The following is a 14,988-nucleotide window of genomic DNA, read 5'->3' on the forward strand; positions in this document are numbered from 1 at the left end:
TTTTCGGACCCGCGCCCGCCCCCCCCCCGCCACAGGCGTGAGCGTATGCCGTGGCGGGCGGACCGATCAGTGCCCGAAGCGATCGGCGTCGAACATCTCGGGGTCGGGGCGGTCGAGCCTGCCCAGCGCCGCCATCTCGTCATCGCTGAGAGCGAAGTCGAAGATCGCCAGGTTTTGCGCCATGCGGGTCGGGTTGGAGGATTTCGGCGTGGCGACGAAGCCCTGCTGTACCAGCCAGCGCAGCACGATCTGCGCGCTCGTGCGACCGTGACGCTCGGCGATCGCGGTGATCGCCGGGTCGGCCAGCATGGCGTTGCCGCAGCCCAGCGGGCGCCAGGCGCCGGTGACGATGCCGCGCTCGCGGTGGAGGGCGACGAGGTCGTCGCGCAGGTGGTAGGGGTCGAGCTGGATCTGGTTGAGGTGCGGCACCAGGCCGAGGTCGAACAGGCGCTGCAGGTGGGCGGGCTTGAAGTTGGAGGTGCCGATTGCACGCACGACACCAGCCTCGAGCAGCTTCACGAGGCCCTGGAAAGCTTCGAGGTAGCGGTCCTGGTCAGGGTTGGGCCAGTGCACGAGCAGCAGGTCGATGTAGTCCAGCCCGAGGCGTTTCAGGCTGGCCTCGCAGGCTTGACGGGCGCCGTCCACGCTGTGCCACTTGCGATTGAACTTGGTGGTAACGAACACCTCGCGGCGCGTGACGCCCGAGTTGCGGATGCCTTCGCCGACGCCACGCTCGTTCTCGTAGTTCTCGGCGGTGTCGATATGGCGGTAGCCCATCTGCAGCGCGGCGGCCACGGTGACGGCGCACTCGGCATCGTTCATCGGCCAGGTTCCGAGTCCAAGCTGTGGAATCTGCACGCCATTGAGCAGACTGAGGCAGGGCGCGGGCTGGATGTGTTGGGTCATGGTCTCGTTCTCTGAGATCGTTGGCGGGGAGCGCCGGGGGGAGTGGCTTCGAGCATAACGCAGGGCTGTCCGCTGCCGCCAGCCGTGGTGGCGTGTGCCGCCATGTGAATGTGATTAACACATCCGCAGCGTCCATTCGCAATTCTCCGGCCGGTGTTAACCGTGGGTGTGGAAGATGATCCTCAGCAAAGGCACTCGCCAAGCGAGGCCTCACGCAAACCAGATCCGCTCGAGGAGAATCGTCATGTCGCTCAGCCGCCGCGCCTTCCTGAAATCCACCGCCGCCATCGCCATTGCCACGGGTGGCCTCAAGCTTTTCGGCGTCAACGAGGTGTTCGGTTCGGACACCATACTGATTCCGCACGCCTCGCACTACGGCCCCTTCAAGGCGGTGGTTAAGAACGGCGTGCTGATCGGTGTGCAGCCGCTGAAGGATTTCGACCCCATGCCCACGCAGATGCTGCTCGAGGGCGTACTCAGTCGCACCTACCACCCGACCCGCGTGCAGTACCCGATGGTGCGTCGCTCCTACCTCGCCAATCCACGCGGTGACACCAAGCCCCACCTGCGCGGCAAGGAGCCGTTCGTGCGCGTGTCCTGGGAAGATGCGCTGGCCCTCGTGGCCGACGCCAGCCTGCGCACGATCGAAGAGCACGGCAACGATGCGCTCTTCAGTTCCTCCTATGGCGGCTGGTCGCACGCCGGCGTGCTGCGCCCGCAAGTGCTGCAAGGTCGCCTGTTCGGTCTCATCGGCGGCCACAGCGTGACCACCGGCGACTACTCGGGCGGCGCTTCGCAGATCAGCCTGCCTCACATCATCGGCGACATGGAGGTGTATTCGCCGCAGACCTCGTGGGAGGTGATCCGCGACCACACCGAGGTGTTCGTGCTGGTCGGCTGCGACCCGTGGAAGAACAACCGCATCGAATACACGGTGGCCGACCACCAGATGTATTCGCGCTGGGAGGCGATCCGCGACGCCGGCGTGAAGTTCGTGTCGATCAACCCGCAGCGCACCACCACCGATGAGGCCATGCGCGCGGAGTGGGTGAAGATCATCCCCAACACCGATACCGCGTTGTTCCTGGCGATGTGCTGGCATGTGTATACGACCGGCAAGGTCGACAAGGCCTACCTGGACAAATACACCGTTGGCTTCGAGAAATTCCTGCCCTATCTGCTGGGCAAGGACGCCGACGGCACCCCGCCCAAGACCCCGGAATGGGCCGAGAAGATCACCGGCATCCCGGCGACCAGGATCGTCGAGATGGCCGATCTGTTCGCCAGCAAGCGTACCGAGTTTGCCGGTGCCTGGTCGCTGCAGCGCGCCCACCACGGCGAGATGAGCCACTGGGCGATCATTGCCTTCGCCGCCATGACCGGCAAGATCGGCAAGCCGGGCGAAGGCGTCGGCTTCTCGTGGCACTACGGCGGTGGCGGCATGCCGGTGTCGGGCAAGCGCGGTGCAGTCGGCATTCCGCAGGGGCGCAACCCGGCCAAGGGGCGCTGCCCGGCCTCGCGCATCTCGGAAATGCTGCTCAACCCGGGCAAGGCCTATACCCGCGACGGTCAGCGCTTCGAATACCCCGATGTGCACATGATCTACAACGCCGGCAACAACTTCGTCCATCACCAGCAGAACACCAACGAACTGATCGAGGCGATGGCGAAGAAGGTGCACACCGTGGTCAATCAGGACCCGTGGTGGTGCGCGTCCTCGCGCTATGCCGACATCGTGCTGCCGGCCACCAGCCACCTCGAGCGCGACGACATCAGCACGGGCGGCACCTACAGCAACGACAAGATCTGGGCGATGCGTCAGGTGATCCAGCCCTACGGCGAGAGCCTGGACGACTTCGAGATCTTCCGCCGCCTGGCCGAGCTCTTCGGTGTCGAGTATGGCTTCACCGAAGGCCTGACCGTGATGGACATCGTCAAGAACAGCTATGCCAACACCGACGCCACGATCCCGTTCGAGGCGTTCTGGGAAGCCGGTGTCGCCGAGATGGAGGTGCCCGAGTCCGCACGCGGCTGGGTGCGCCATGGTGACTTCTACACCGATCCGCAGAAGAGCCCGCTGCACACCGCATCGGGCAAGATTGAACTCTACTGCGAGAGCTTTGCCCGCTTCGGTACCGAGGAATGTCCGCCGATCCCGAAGTATCTCGAGCCCGCGGAGTTTCTCGGCAACGCCAAGCCCGGCCAGGTGCACGTGGTCAGCCCGCACCCCTACATGCGCGTGCATTCTCAGATGGCCAACGCCGAGTGCGCCAAGCACCTCAACATCGACGGCCGGGAGTTCGCTCTGGTCAGCGAGGAGGATGCCCGTGAGCGCGGCATCAAGGACGGCGACCTGATCGAGGTCTACAACGACCGCGGCGCGCTGATCGTCGGCGCCCGCGTGTCGCCCAACATCATGAAGGGTGTGATCAGCATCTACGAAGGCGCCTGGTTGTCGAAGGACAGCAAGGGCCGCTGCAACAGCGGGGCGATCAACGTGCTCACTACCAGTGTGGCGGCGAGCGATCTCAGCCAGGCGACCAGCGCCAACACCTGCCTAGCCTACTTCCGCAAATGCACCGACGTCGAGGGGCCGAACCGTGCCTACGAGCCGCCCCTGGTCGAAAACGCCTCCGGTCGCATCGAGGCGGCTGCCTTCAGCCTCACCGAGCGTGCCGCCAAGGCCAAGGCCGCGGCCACCGCAGGCATGACGCCGGGCGAGAAGCTGTTCTACGAGCGCTGCACACTGTGTCACGTGCCGCGCGAGCCGGGCGACTTCACGGTCAAGCAGTGGCATGGCATCACCGAGAGCATGTTCCCGCGTGCCGGGCTCACCGACGAGGAGCGCAAGCTGGTGCTGGACTTCCTGCACAAGAACGCGCGCGCCGATTGAGCGCGCGATCCTGATGGCACGCCCGGGTGTGCAGCCAGGGCGTGCATCTGCGAGACGCCGGTAGTGGCCTATGGCCGGGCCGGCGTCGTCGTACGAGGCTTCTCCGGCTCGACGGGGATAACCTCGTAGATGGGGACGAAACCGGCTGGCGGTAGCATCCAGTCGAGCGGATACTGAGCCAGATTATCCGCATCCAGGCGTTCAACCCTGGGGCCCAGGTAGGGGGCGACAGCCCGGCCTTCGAGCAGGTGCAGGGCCTGGCGCACGGCCAGGCGACCCTGCAGCACCGGGAAATCGCTTACCGATACACGGATGCGACCGCGTGCGAGGCCGCTGTGCACGCCTGGCGTGATGTAGGAGGCGATGATGCCGACGCTGTCCTCGCGGCCACGTCGGCGCAGTTCGGCAATTGCCGCCTCGGCCATCGGCGCGTTGCCCACCAGATAGTCGAGCCGGGGGTGAGCGTCGAGCACCGCCTCGATCAGCTGACGCTGAATGGAGCGCCCCGTGTCGCCGCCGCTAACGACCACGATGCGCACCGCGCTGCCGTCGAGGGCGGCGCGAAAGCCACGGTCGACGAAGTTGACCCAACTCGCTTCGAGCGGCCCGGGGAGCCAGGCCATGGTCGCCTCCGCACTGCCCGCCGGGTGGCGTTCGGCCAACCAGCGGCCGATCTGCCAGCCGAGCTGGTACCAGGGCACGCCCACCCGGCTGCTCACCACGCTGGCATCGATGTCATTCACCAGCCCCAGCACGGGGTGCTGCGCCGCATAAGGGCGGAGCAGGTCGTTGAGGCCGGCAAAGCTCACCGTGCCGACCAGCAGCGCATCGGTGCGCGTGTCGGCGATGCAGTCCGAAACGCCCGCGCGCTGGCTTTCGAGATTCTCGTAGCCCTTGCCCATCAACACTCGCAAGCCCAGCCCGAGCGCGCGTGCTTCATCGACCATGCCGTAATTCACCGCCAGCCAATAGCTGTCCTTCAGATGCGGGTACACCGCACACAAGGTCCACGGCCGTGATGCAGGGATGCGCGGCAGCTGTGGCGGCGCGCGGGTGGATTCTGGGGCGCCAATATCCAGGCGGGCTGGGCCATCACCTTCCCAGCGCTCGAGCGCCCATTCCATGCCGTTTGACGCCGATGCGGCCGGCACCGGGGCGAGGGACAGCAGCGCGGCGAGGATCGGTGCGCATAGTGCGCACATGGACATGCTGCCCGTGCTCCGGTGCCGGTAAGATGAAACCATGTCTTTACTGCTCGTCGCATGATGTAAGGCGGTTGGTCGTGCTCCAGCGCCCGGGCGCGCGAGCGTGTGATGGCCACCTTCTGCCGTCCTTCCCCACCGCCCGCGCTTGCCCTGACTATGGACGCCTCATCTTACGTCAAAGCCCCGTCCCGACGCCGCTTCGGCCTGCGTGAACGCCTGCTGCTCGGGCTGCTGCTGGCGGCGCTAGGCACCGTGATGGTTGCCGTGGTGGGCTGGGTCAGTTTCCAGCGCGTGGTGGCAAGCCAGCAGGCCATCGTACGCGATACCTTGCCGGCGGCTGACGCACTGCATGAGACGGTGCGCGGCAACGCCCGCCTGGCGGCGCTGGCGCCGCGCCTGGGGCGTGTCGAGTCGAGGGATGAGCTGGCGCAACTGCAGGCAGCGCTGGAGAAGGATCTTGCCCTAGTGCGTGAGCGCCTGGACAGCCTGTCGGCCGCCCACGTCGAGGCCGAGTTGCGCAGCCGCCTGATGGCCACCGCCAGCCGCCTTGCCGAACGCCTGCGCACAATGGCCGATACGGTCGGTGCGCGCCTGCTGCTGCGTGAGGCCAGCCTGGCAGAGGGTCAGCGCCTGCGCGTCCAGGTCGATGCACTCGACGCGCTGGCCCGCACGCAGTCCGACAACGCTACGGCCTTGCTCGTGTCCACGCTGACTGTGCTGCTGCAGGACGGGGAGGCGTCCTCTGCTGCGATCGAGGCTGTGCGGCCGGGTGCTCGTGACCGCCTGCTTGATCTGGATCTCGATACACTCGAGCGCATGCACGAGCTCGTGCTCGCCGCCCATGCGCTCGGGGGCTTGCTTGACCGGCTCGATGAGGTGGACGGCGAAGACCGCCTGCGGGCCGCACGCCAGGCCTTCGACGCCGAACGGGTGTTGCTCGGGCGGCGCCTGCGTGATATCGCCGACCCAGCGGGCAGGGCCGAGGGTGAGATGCTGCATGCAGGCCTGGGGGCTGCGTTGGCGCCGGCGGGTGCTTTCGCCCTGCGCGGGCAGGAGATCGCGCTGCGCAGCAGCGCCGAGGGTCTGCAGGCCGAGATCGGCCAGCTCACCACCGAGCTCGACGCCCTCGCCGGCGAGCTGATTCACCGTGGCGGCCGTCTGCTCGCCGCCGCTGGCCTGGCCGCCGAGCGCAGTGCCACCTCCGGCCTGGTGGCGTTCGGTGCCATTGGCGGTGCGCTGCTGCTGGTCACGGCGCTCGTCATCATCCATGTCCTGCGTCGCCACACGCTCGGCCGCCTGCTGGCTTTGGAGGAGGCGACCCTGGCGCTGGCCGCGGGCCGGCGCGACGTCGTCATCGACACCGCCGGCGATGACGAAATCGCTTCGCTGTCTCGTGCCCTGGTGCACTTTCGCAACGATGCCCTCGAGCGCGATCGCCTTGCCGAGGCCTTGCGCGAGCAGCAGCAGGCGCTGGAGCGCCAGGTCGCGGAGCGCACTGCCGAGCTGCGCAGCAGCAATGCCGCGCTGGCAATCGAGACGGCGGAGCACGCCAGTGCCCGCACTGCGGCGGAGCGTGCCGACCGCGCCAAGACAGCCTTCCTCGGCACGGTCAGCCATGAGCTGCGGACCCCGATGGCGGGCATTCTCGGCCTGCTCGAACTGCTCGAGGATAGTCCGTTGCAGCCCGAGCAGCACCAGTATGCGGTGCAGATGCGCGCCGCCGCGGTGCTGTTGCTCGAGCTGCTCGAGGATATGCTCGATTTCGCTCGCATCGAGGCCGGCGGCGTGCATGTGGAGCGTAGCGTCTTCAGCCTTCGCGACACCGTCAACGATGTGTTCGCGGTACAGGGCACGCGCGCAGCGGCACGCGGGCTCGCATTGGTGGCGGACATCGCACCCGCCGTGCCGGACCTGTTGCACGGCGACCGCCGCAAGCTCAGCCAGATCCTGCTCAACCTGGTTGGCAATGCCATCAAGTTCAGCGACGAGGGCGCCGTAACGGTGCACATCACCTGTGGCGCTCGTCCGGACACCTTGCTCTTTGCGGTGCAGGACCATGGCATCGGCATCGATCCCGAGCGCCAGCGCGAGGTGTTCGACCCCTTCGTGCAGGTGCGCGACAGTGGTCGCCACCATGCCGGCACCGGGCTTGGACTGGCGGTGTGCAAGCGTCTGGTCGAGGCGATGGGCGGGCAGATCGGCCTGCAGAGCAGACTGGGCGAGGGCACGACGGTCCACTTCGAGCTGTACTTCGAGCGTCAGGTTGGAGTGGACGAGGTGCACGCGCAGGGGGAGCAGGGCGAGCGTGCAGGGGAAGACAATGTGCAAGCCGCCAACGCATCCACCCCGTACGCCCTGCCGACGCGTCAGCGCGTGCTGGTGGTGGAGGACGACGCGGTCAACCGGATGGTGATCGAGCGTTTTCTCGAGGCGCTGGGGCAAGAGGTGCTGAGCGCGCCCGATATCCACCACGCGCTGGAGATCGCGGCGAGCCAGCCGCTTGCGCTCGCGCTCATCGACATGAACCTGCCCGATGGCGATGGGCGCGAACTGCTCGCCCGTTTGCGCAGCTCGCCGGCCACGCGTGACCTGCCAGCGGTGCTGATGTCTGCCCATGTACCCGCCCAAGAGGTGCAAGCCCTGCTGCGGGCGGGCTTCGCCGCCTTTCTGCCGAAGCCCTTCTCGCGGGCGCAGTTGCGTAGTTTGCTGAGCGGACTGCTCCATGGTGCGGCACCGGTTGCTCCTGTACGGGTGGTGATGGCAGACAGTGAGGTGCAGTCCGCTCTGGACCCGACCGCGGCGGTATCGGCTTGGGTGGATCTGGCGTTCCTGCGCAGCGAGCAGGCGGCCCTGGGTACTGCGGTGGTTGCCGACATCGCCGCAGTGTTCGAGCGCCAGGGCGACACCCTGCTGGCTGAACTCGAGCAAGCGGCAGCGCAGGGCGACGCCATGGGATGCGCTCGTCTGGGACACAAGTTGCGCGGCGCGGCGCAAAGTATGGGGTTGGCGCGCCTTGGCGAACTGGCGGCTAATTTCGAGTCGGCGTGTCACGCTGGTGGCGAAGCACTCGATACTCGCGTCCAGAAGCTGGTGGAGGGCTACCGAATTACGCTGCAGGCGCTCCGTGCAGCATTGGATGAAGATTAGTAAAGTGCTGCAGGTGTTCAGTCCTGTTGCAGGCGCTGATTGACGGCATTGGCACGATGTGGTTGAAGTCGGAATTTGTGAAGAAGGCCTGACGCGGCCCGCCGCAGCGCAGGCCGAGTGCAGTGCATTGGCTCGTTCGAGCGTGACGACACCGCGAAGTTCGCATGTCCTTCCGTGGCGCCAGCGTTCAGGTGGCGGGGCCGGCCACCACGTCTACCGCCAGCCGGTAGCCCTCGCCGCGTACGGTGGCAATCAGCGAGGGGGCACCGTCATCGCCCGTTCCGCCATCGAGCTTGCCGCGCAGGCGGCGGATCAGGACATCCACGGTGCGATCCTGCGGATCCCAGTCGCGACCGCTAACGGCGCGCGACAGGCGATCGCGGCTCAGTACCTCCTGGGGGTGGCGTGCGAGCAGCGCCAGTACCTCGAACTCACCCCGGGTGAGCGCGACTTCGTTCGCGTTGATATCGATGAGGCGGCGCTTTGCGAGATCAAGGGTCCAGCCGCCGAAGCACAGCGGGCGCGTGCTGGCCTCGGCTGTAGCTGCGTGTTCACCACTGCGCCGCAACAGGCTCTTCACCCGCGCCAGCAGTTCGCGCGGGTTGAAGGGCTTGGTCACGTAGTCGTCGGCACCCACCTCGAGGCCCACGATCTTGTCTATGTCGTCATTGCGCGCGGTGACCAGAATGATGCCGATGCCGGCGTCGCGTGCACGCAGCGCTCGGGCAAGCGACAGGCCGTCCTGCCCAGGCAGGTTGATGTCGAGCAGCACCAGGTCGACTGCGTCGCGCGCGAGCGCAGCCCAGAAGCCTTCGCCGTCGTCGGCAGCGAGCACGCGATAGCCTTCCTGGCTGAAATAGGCCTTGAGCCTTGCCTGCGCGACGAGGTCGTCATCGACCACCAGGAGCGTGGGGACGCGGGCCTCACGCATGTTGGGCGGGGTCTGTCGCGCGCGCGCCACGGCGATAGCGGTCGATCAAGGCCGTCGTGCTGGCGTCATGGGCGTTGATATCGGTGCTGCGATCCATGTCCTCGAGTATTCGCCCGGCGAGCTGCTTGCCCAGTTCGACGCCCCACTGGTCGAAAGGATTGACTCCCCACACCACGCCTTGCACGAAGGTGCGATGTTCGTAGAGCGCGATCAGGGCGCCGAGAGTGCGAGGGTCGAGGCGATCGAGCAGCAGGGTGTTGCTCGGGCGGTTGCCGGCGAACACCCGATGCGGCAGCAGTGCGTCAATGCGTTCCTGCGGCAGGCCGGCGGCGTGCATCTCTGCGGCGGCCTCGGCTGCGCGCTTGCCACGCATCAGGGCTTCGGCCTGCGCCACCATGTTGGCGAAAGCGATGCGGTGTTGTGCGTGCAGATGGGCGGGGTGCTCGAGCACGCCGATGAAATCCACCGGCACCGGGCGCGTGCCCTGGTGCAGCATCTGGAAGTAGGCATGCTGGCCGTTGATGCCGGTCTCACCCCAGATCACCGGGCTGGTGTGGCAGCCGACCGCGTGTCCGTCCGATCGCACCGACTTGCCGTTGGATTCCATGTCGAGCTGCTGCAGGTAGGCGGGCAGCCGGTGCAGGCCCTGGTGGTAGGGGGCGATGAGCTGGGTGGGCGCGTCGAGGAAGTCGACATTCCAGATCCCGAGCAAGGCCAGGATGACGGGCAGGTTGTGCTCGAAGGGCGCGTCGCGGAAGTGCACGTCCATTGCGTGCGCGCCCGCAAGCAACTCGTCGAAGCGCTCGGCACCGATCTGCAGCGCGAGCGGCAGGCCAATCGCACTCCACATCGAATAGCGCCCGCCCACCCAGTCCCAGAAGCCGAACATGTTGGCAGTGTCGATGCCGAAGCGTGCAACGGCCTCGGTGTTGGTCGACACGGCGACGAAGTGGCGGGCGATGGCCGCTTCGCTGCCCGCATGGCCGAGCAGCCAGCGCCGTGCGACATTGGCGTTGGTGAGGGTTTCCTGGGTGGTGAAGGTCTTGGAGGCGACGATGAACAGCGTCGTGCCTGGATCGAGCGTGCCCAGCAGGCGGTCGAGTGCGATGCCGTCGACGTTGGAAATGAAGTGCAGCCTCAGCTCGCGGTGGGCGAAGTCGCGCAGGGCCTCGCAGGCCATCTGCGGACCGAGGTCGGAGCCGCCGATGCCGATGTTGACCACGTCGGTGATGCGACGGCCATCATGGCCGCGCCATCCGCCCTCGCGCACCGCCGTGCTGAAGCGGCGGACACGTTCGCGCACCGCGGTCACGTCCGCCACCACGTCGTCGCCGTCGACCATCAGCGTGCTGCCTGCCGGCATGCGCAGCGCCACGTGCAGCACCGCGCGCCCCTCGGTGCGGTTGATGCGTTCGCCGCCGAACATGGCTGCGCGCTGCTCGGCGACGCCGGCCTCGCGTGCGAGCTGGAAAAGCAGGGCCAGGGTGGGCGCATCGACACGGTTCTTGGCATAGTCGAGGAAGATGCCGCAGGCCTCGGCCTGCATGCGCTCGGCGCGCCCGGGGTCGGCAGCGAATTCATCGGCGATGTGGCGCCCGGCCGCGGCCTCGCCGCAGGCCCGAAGGGCCTGCCAGGCCGGCAGCTGCGTGGTACTGGGGCGGGGCGCGGGTTGGTTCATTGCGGGCACTCGATCGGCCGTGACTGGGTGGGCGGCCATTCTATCGTCTATCCCGTACGCTTGAAATCGTCGTGTCCGCAACACTGGCCAAGGGGGCTTCAGCCCCCTTGCGGGTCCGCCATTCAGACCTCCTGCAGCTTGTCCTGGGTGCGGGTGTCGAAGTCGCTTGCGTCGTGGCGCTCGTGCAGCTGATGCTCCAGCGGGCCGGTGACGCGGTTGACCATGCGCCCGCGCTGCACCGCCGGGCGACGCGCGATCTCATCGGCCCAGCGCACGACATGGGTGTAGTCCTCGACCTGCAGGAACTCGCCCGCGTCGTAGAGCAGCCCCTTCGCCATCGCACCGTACCAGGGCCAGATCGCGATGTCGGCGATGGTGTAGTCGTCCCCGGCCACGAAGCGGCTTTCGGCCAGGCGGCGATCGAGCACGTCGAGCTGGCGCTTGACCTCCATCGAGAAGCGGTCGATGGCGTACTCGATACGGGTTGGCGCATAGGCGTAGAAATGGCCGAAGCCACCACCGAGGTAGGGCGCGCTGCCGACCTGCCAGAACAGCCACGACAGGCACTCTGCGCGCTGTGCCGGCGCGGTGGGCAGGAAGGCGCCGAACTTCTCGGCCAGGTACATCAGGATGGCGCCGGACTCGAATACGCGGGTCGGCTGCGGGCTGCTGCAGTCTAGCAGGGCGGGGATCTTCGAGTTCGGATTCACGCCGACGAAGCCGCTGCCGAACTGGTCGCCCTCGTTGATGCGGATCAGCCAGGCGTCGTACTCCGCCCCGGCATGGCCGAGCGCGAGGAGTTCCTCGAGCATCACCGTCACCTTCACGCCATTGGGCGTGGCCAGCGAGTACAGCTGCAGCGGGTGCCGGCCGCGCGGCAGCTCGCGCTCATGCGTGGCGCCGGCGATCGGACGGTTGATGCTGGCGAAGTGTCCGCCATTGGGCTTGTTCCAGGTCCACACCCTGGGCGGGGTGTAAGTGTCGGCGTCGGTGTTGCCGAGGCCCTGACTTGGGGCTTGTGACTGCGAGTTGCTCATGATCGATCGTTCCCGGGCTCTCCGGCCAAGCCGTTCGCGGCATGATAGGCCATCTGGTGCGCGCCATGTCGGCCGCTAAATCTTCCGCTCAAGTGCGCCGCAGCGCTGCACTGAGCTGATCGATGACCTCGGCCCAGTCGGCGTCTTCTGCCAACTCGTCGCGCAGAAAGGCCGCCTGCGATTGTGTCCAGCATGGCGCGTCCGCCAACTTCACGAAGTCGGGCAGTGGGCTGTGAGCCCGGATGAAATCGGCGATCTCAGCGTCACTGTTTGGCAAGCCAAGTTGAGCGAATAGGTCCCTGAAGGCGTGGATACCGGTTTCCATGGTGAACTCCTTTTCGTTGAATCCTGTTGCAAGGATGACGATGAGCCGAAAGGCTGCGACAGCCGCGTTTTCCGCCATCAATGGTTGCGCTCGCCCGGCAGTCCTGCACAGCCGGGCATGCTCGGAAGCAGCCTTCGACCTTGCTGCGTGCGGGCACTCTGTCGGTGTGCACTACAGTACCGTCGATGACCACTTCCGGTGTCGACATCACGCCATAGTTCATGATTCTCTGTATGCCCTCAACCCTCTCGAGCGCGATCTGCTTGCCCTTGGCTCAGTCGTCAAAAGGCCCCCGGCCTCCAGGGCGGGCGAAGCCGCTGACGATCCAGGCCGTCGCGCTCGTGGTGTTGAGGCGAAAGTCCGGCGCCACGCGTACCTGGGCGACTTCATCGCCGGCTTCGTCGTACGCGCTCAGGGTTGCAAAGGGCTCGTACTCGTCCGGCGTGATGTCGAGGCGAACGTCCCATTGGGCGTCAAGTGCGAACACCGTGAGCGACTTGTGCAGCATTGCGTGGGCCTGCTGGGCATGGCGCTGCAGCACTTCGGTCGCGGTCTTGACCAGGGTGTTGAAGGCCGTCTGGTCGAGCGGCTTGGGGTTCTTCTTGTCACGCCCCATGGTCCATGGGCCGACCAGCGCCGGCTCGGCCTCGCCGTCCTTGAGCATCTCCACTGCCCAGCCGTCGTCGTCCTCGTTCTTGATCACGCGGGCGGTCCAGCCGTCGAGCTGCCACAGGCGGTCGCTGCGGATGGCGTCCGGGGTGTCGTCGGGAGCGGGGGCGATGGAGGGCAGGGGCTCGTTATCGGTCATGGCGGGTGTGGCCTCGTGGGGAATCAGTTGCAGGGGCAGCAGCGCAGCCTGGGGCGCATCGTCGGGCGCGGAGCGTGTCCGGACCGCTCGCCGAGGTAGTGCCTGACGCGCGGGCTGCGACTCGGTTGGGGCGGTCGGGACCGCGAACAGGGTCATCTGGTCGTGAGTCATCATCAGTCTTCCTGGGTGACTGATATTTTATACAGTTTAAGGAGTGGGGAACACCTCAGGTGTCCGTGCCGGATGCTGCGTCGTCGAGCGTCGCCGGGATGTCGCGCCGGTGCTTGCCGTCCGGCCCGTTCAGTTGGCGGCGAGTCGCTTCATGACTGCGTGCCAGCCATCGGTCGCTTCGCCGCCGCAATCGGCAAAGGCGCGGCCGAGCAGGTCGGTCTGGATCTCGGTGAGCTGGGCTTCGAGCGCCTGGCCTTGTGCGCTGAGCGACAACTGACGCACGCGGCGGTCTTCGGCGGCAGGCTCGGCACGGATCAGGTCGCGTTCGACGAGCTCGCGCAGCGGGGCGTTGAGGGCCTGCTTGCTGACACCCAGGGCGTCGATCAGGGCGCCGACGGAGATCCCGGGATTGCGGCCGATGAAGTAGAGCACGCGGTGATGAACGCGCCCAAGGCCACGCGCTTCCAGCAACTGGTCGGCGCCCGCAGTGAAGGCGCGGTAGGCGAAGTAGAAGCGCTCGATCGCGCGACGCGGGTCCTTGTCGTCGAATGCGTCGGTTGTTGATTGGTCAAGCATATTGACATGATAGGCGGAGGTGCCTATCTTGGCAAAAGGTCAACAACATTGACGCTTAGCCATGAACAGCCGACAACAGCCCAAGCTTTCCGAGCGCGTGGATCGCCTCCAACCCTCTGCGATCCGCGAGATACTCGCCGTCATCGATCGTCCCGGCATGATCTCGTTCGCGGGCGGCCTGCCGTCGGCAGACAGCTTTCCCGATCTGTCGGGCATGCCATTGCTGCGGGAGGTGCTGCAGTACGGTCCAAGCGAGGGCGAGCCGGCGCTGCGCGAGCAGATCGCGGCCGAGGTCGCCGCCATCGGCCTGCGCTGCACGGCCGACCAGGTGCTCGTGCTGTCGGGATCGCAGCAGGGCATCGATCTGGTGGCAAAGCTCTTCATCGACCCGGGTACGACGGTGGCGGTGGAAGAGCCGACCTACCTCGCAGCGCTGCAAGTGTTCCGCTTCTTCGGAGCCCGTTTTGCGCCACTGCGCCCGCGGCAGGCGCTCGCTGGCCTCGACGCCGATGTGCCGCCCGCGCTGGCCTATGCGATCCCGAGTTTCCAGAATCCCACCGGCCATTGCTACGACGCCGCCGAGCGCGCTGTGCTCGCCCGCGCCTGCGACACCCTGGGCGTGCCGCTGTTCGAGGACGATCCGTATCGTGACCTGGCTTACGACGCCTGCGAGCGCACGCCGGTGTGCGCTCATCTCGAGCGCGCACCGTGGATCTACCAGGGCTCCTTCTCCAAGACGCTGGCACCCGGCCTGCGCCTGGGCTATCTGGTGGCCGCGCCCGCGCTGGTGCCGCTGCTGGTGCGTCTGAAGCAGGCGGCCGACCTGCACAGCAACCGCGTCAGCCAGCATGTCGTGCTGGCGCAACTGCGCTCGCCCGACCGCGCAGAGCGCATGCAGCGGGTGGTGGACGCCTATCGGCGCAAGCGCGACTTCTTCGCCGCCGCGCTGCAGCGCCATTTCGGCGAGCTCGCGCGTTGGCGGACGCCGCCTGGCGGTCTGTTCTTCTGGATCGACCTGCTGGCGCCGATCGACACCCGTGCCTTGTTGCCAGCAGCGATCGAGCGCGGCGTGGCATTCATGCCGGGCGAGCTGTTCCATGCCGGCGAGCCAGCCGCGAACGGCAGCATGCGGCTCAACTTCAGCCATGCGGACGAGGCGGGCATCGAGCGCGGGCTGGCCGTGCTGGCCGAGCTTGTCCGGCGCGCGATCGAGCACCCGGAAGCCGGCAGGGTGGCGGCGCGTTGAGCACCAGCTCGTGCGCGGGTCTGCTGCAACTGCGCACGGAGCTGTCGTCTTCGCGATCGCGGTAT

General features: G+C 66.9%; 12 protein-coding genes. 3 read left to right on the top strand and 9 right to left on the bottom strand.

All coding sequences use genetic code 11. The features are described 5' to 3' along the window. Nucleotides 1–66: 66 nt before the first annotated feature. Nucleotides 67–906 carry an aldo/keto reductase gene (locus B447_RS04195; protein ID WP_002936902.1) on the bottom strand — a complete coding sequence of 280 codons (840 nt, stop codon included), beginning with the start codon at nucleotides 904–906 and terminating at the stop codon, nucleotides 67–69. 244 nt (nucleotides 907–1,150) lie between these two features. Between B447_RS04195 and B447_RS04200 the strand changes: the two genes are divergently transcribed. Next, complete coding sequence (locus B447_RS04200) at nucleotides 1,151–3,799, top strand: molybdopterin-dependent oxidoreductase (RefSeq protein ID WP_002936905.1); 2,649 nt, start codon at nucleotides 1,151–1,153, stop codon at nucleotides 3,797–3,799. A 68-nt stretch (nucleotides 3,800–3,867) separates the two neighbouring features. Here the strand turns inward: B447_RS04200 and torT are convergent, their stop codons facing one another. Then, nucleotides 3,868–5,007: a TMAO reductase system periplasmic protein TorT gene (torT, locus tag B447_RS04205; RefSeq protein ID WP_002936907.1), complete on the bottom strand. Its 1,140-nt coding sequence runs from the start codon at nucleotides 5,005–5,007 to the stop codon at nucleotides 3,868–3,870. 153 nt (nucleotides 5,008–5,160) lie between these two features. Between torT and B447_RS04210 the strand changes: the two genes are divergently transcribed. Then, nucleotides 5,161–8,151, top strand: a complete 2,991-nt coding sequence (locus B447_RS04210; protein ID WP_002936909.1) for an ATP-binding protein — start codon at nucleotides 5,161–5,163, stop codon at nucleotides 8,149–8,151. A gap of 187 nt (nucleotides 8,152–8,338) precedes the next feature. Here the strand turns inward: B447_RS04210 and B447_RS04215 are convergent, their stop codons facing one another. From B447_RS04215 to B447_RS04240, 7 genes are all read right to left on the bottom strand, one after another. Next, on the bottom strand, nucleotides 8,339–9,082 hold the full coding sequence (locus tag B447_RS04215) for a response regulator (RefSeq protein ID WP_037982345.1): 744 nt from the start codon (nucleotides 9,080–9,082) through the stop codon (nucleotides 8,339–8,341). After that, a complete protein-coding gene (pgi, locus tag B447_RS04220; protein ID WP_002936913.1) occupies nucleotides 9,075–10,760 on the bottom strand; it encodes a glucose-6-phosphate isomerase in 1,686 nt (561 codons plus the stop codon). Before pgi ends, B447_RS04215 begins: the two co-directional genes overlap by 8 nt. 122 nt (nucleotides 10,761–10,882) lie before the next feature. Next, nucleotides 10,883–11,797: a glutathione-dependent disulfide-bond oxidoreductase gene (gene yghU, locus B447_RS04225; RefSeq protein ID WP_002936915.1), complete on the bottom strand. Its 915-nt coding sequence runs from the start codon at nucleotides 11,795–11,797 to the stop codon at nucleotides 10,883–10,885. Nucleotides 11,798–11,885: 88 nt separating this feature from the next. Continuing rightward, complete coding sequence (locus tag B447_RS04230; RefSeq protein ID WP_332306956.1) at nucleotides 11,886–12,164, bottom strand: DUF2789 domain-containing protein; 279 nt, start codon at nucleotides 12,162–12,164, stop codon at nucleotides 11,886–11,888. Then, nucleotides 12,061–12,381, bottom strand: a complete 321-nt coding sequence (locus B447_RS22810; RefSeq protein WP_269745235.1) for a thioredoxin family protein — start codon at nucleotides 12,379–12,381, stop codon at nucleotides 12,061–12,063. Before B447_RS22810 ends, B447_RS04230 begins: the two co-directional genes overlap by 104 nt. 15 nt (nucleotides 12,382–12,396) lie before the next feature. Further along, nucleotides 12,397–13,101, bottom strand: a complete 705-nt coding sequence (locus tag B447_RS04235; RefSeq protein WP_002936916.1) for a hypothetical protein — start codon at nucleotides 13,099–13,101, stop codon at nucleotides 12,397–12,399. Nucleotides 13,102–13,230: 129 nt separating this feature from the next. After that, nucleotides 13,231–13,677, bottom strand: a complete 447-nt coding sequence (locus B447_RS04240; protein WP_002928192.1) for a MarR family winged helix-turn-helix transcriptional regulator — start codon at nucleotides 13,675–13,677, stop codon at nucleotides 13,231–13,233. Nucleotides 13,678–13,738: 61 nt separating this feature from the next. On the opposite strand from B447_RS04240, the gene B447_RS04245 reads away from it, so the two are divergent. Further along, complete coding sequence (locus B447_RS04245) at nucleotides 13,739–14,923, top strand: aminotransferase-like domain-containing protein (RefSeq protein ID WP_002936918.1); 1,185 nt, start codon at nucleotides 13,739–13,741, stop codon at nucleotides 14,921–14,923. Nucleotides 14,924–14,988: the final 65 nt, after the last annotated feature.

Source organism: Thauera sp. 27, assembly GCF_000310125.2.
GTDB lineage: Bacteria > Pseudomonadota > Gammaproteobacteria > Burkholderiales > Rhodocyclaceae > Thauera > Thauera mechernichensis.

Bases quoted from the DNA above. Each gene is read 5' to 3' on its own strand.
- B447_RS04195 (WP_002936902.1), bottom strand. From the start codon at position 906: ATGACCCAACACATCCAGCCCGCGCCCTGCCTCAGTCTGCTCAATGGC.
- B447_RS04200 (WP_002936905.1), top strand. From the start codon at position 1,151: ATGTCGCTCAGCCGCCGCGCCTTCCTGAAATCCACCGCCGCCATCGCC.
- torT (WP_002936907.1), bottom strand. From the start codon at position 5,007: ATGTCCATGTGCGCACTATGCGCACCGATCCTCGCCGCGCTGCTGTCC.
- B447_RS04210 (WP_002936909.1), top strand. From the start codon at position 5,161: ATGGACGCCTCATCTTACGTCAAAGCCCCGTCCCGACGCCGCTTCGGC.
- B447_RS04215 (WP_037982345.1), bottom strand. From the start codon at position 9,082: ATGCGTGAGGCCCGCGTCCCCACGCTCCTGGTGGTCGATGACGACCTC.
- pgi (WP_002936913.1), bottom strand. From the start codon at position 10,760: ATGAACCAACCCGCGCCCCGCCCCAGTACCACGCAGCTGCCGGCCTGG.
- yghU (WP_002936915.1), bottom strand. From the start codon at position 11,797: ATGAGCAACTCGCAGTCACAAGCCCCAAGTCAGGGCCTCGGCAACACC.
- B447_RS04235 (WP_002936916.1), bottom strand. From the start codon at position 13,101: ATGACTCACGACCAGATGACCCTGTTCGCGGTCCCGACCGCCCCAACC.
- B447_RS04240 (WP_002928192.1), bottom strand. From the start codon at position 13,677: ATGCTTGACCAATCAACAACCGACGCATTCGACGACAAGGACCCGCGT.
- B447_RS04245 (WP_002936918.1), top strand. From the start codon at position 13,739: ATGAACAGCCGACAACAGCCCAAGCTTTCCGAGCGCGTGGATCGCCTC.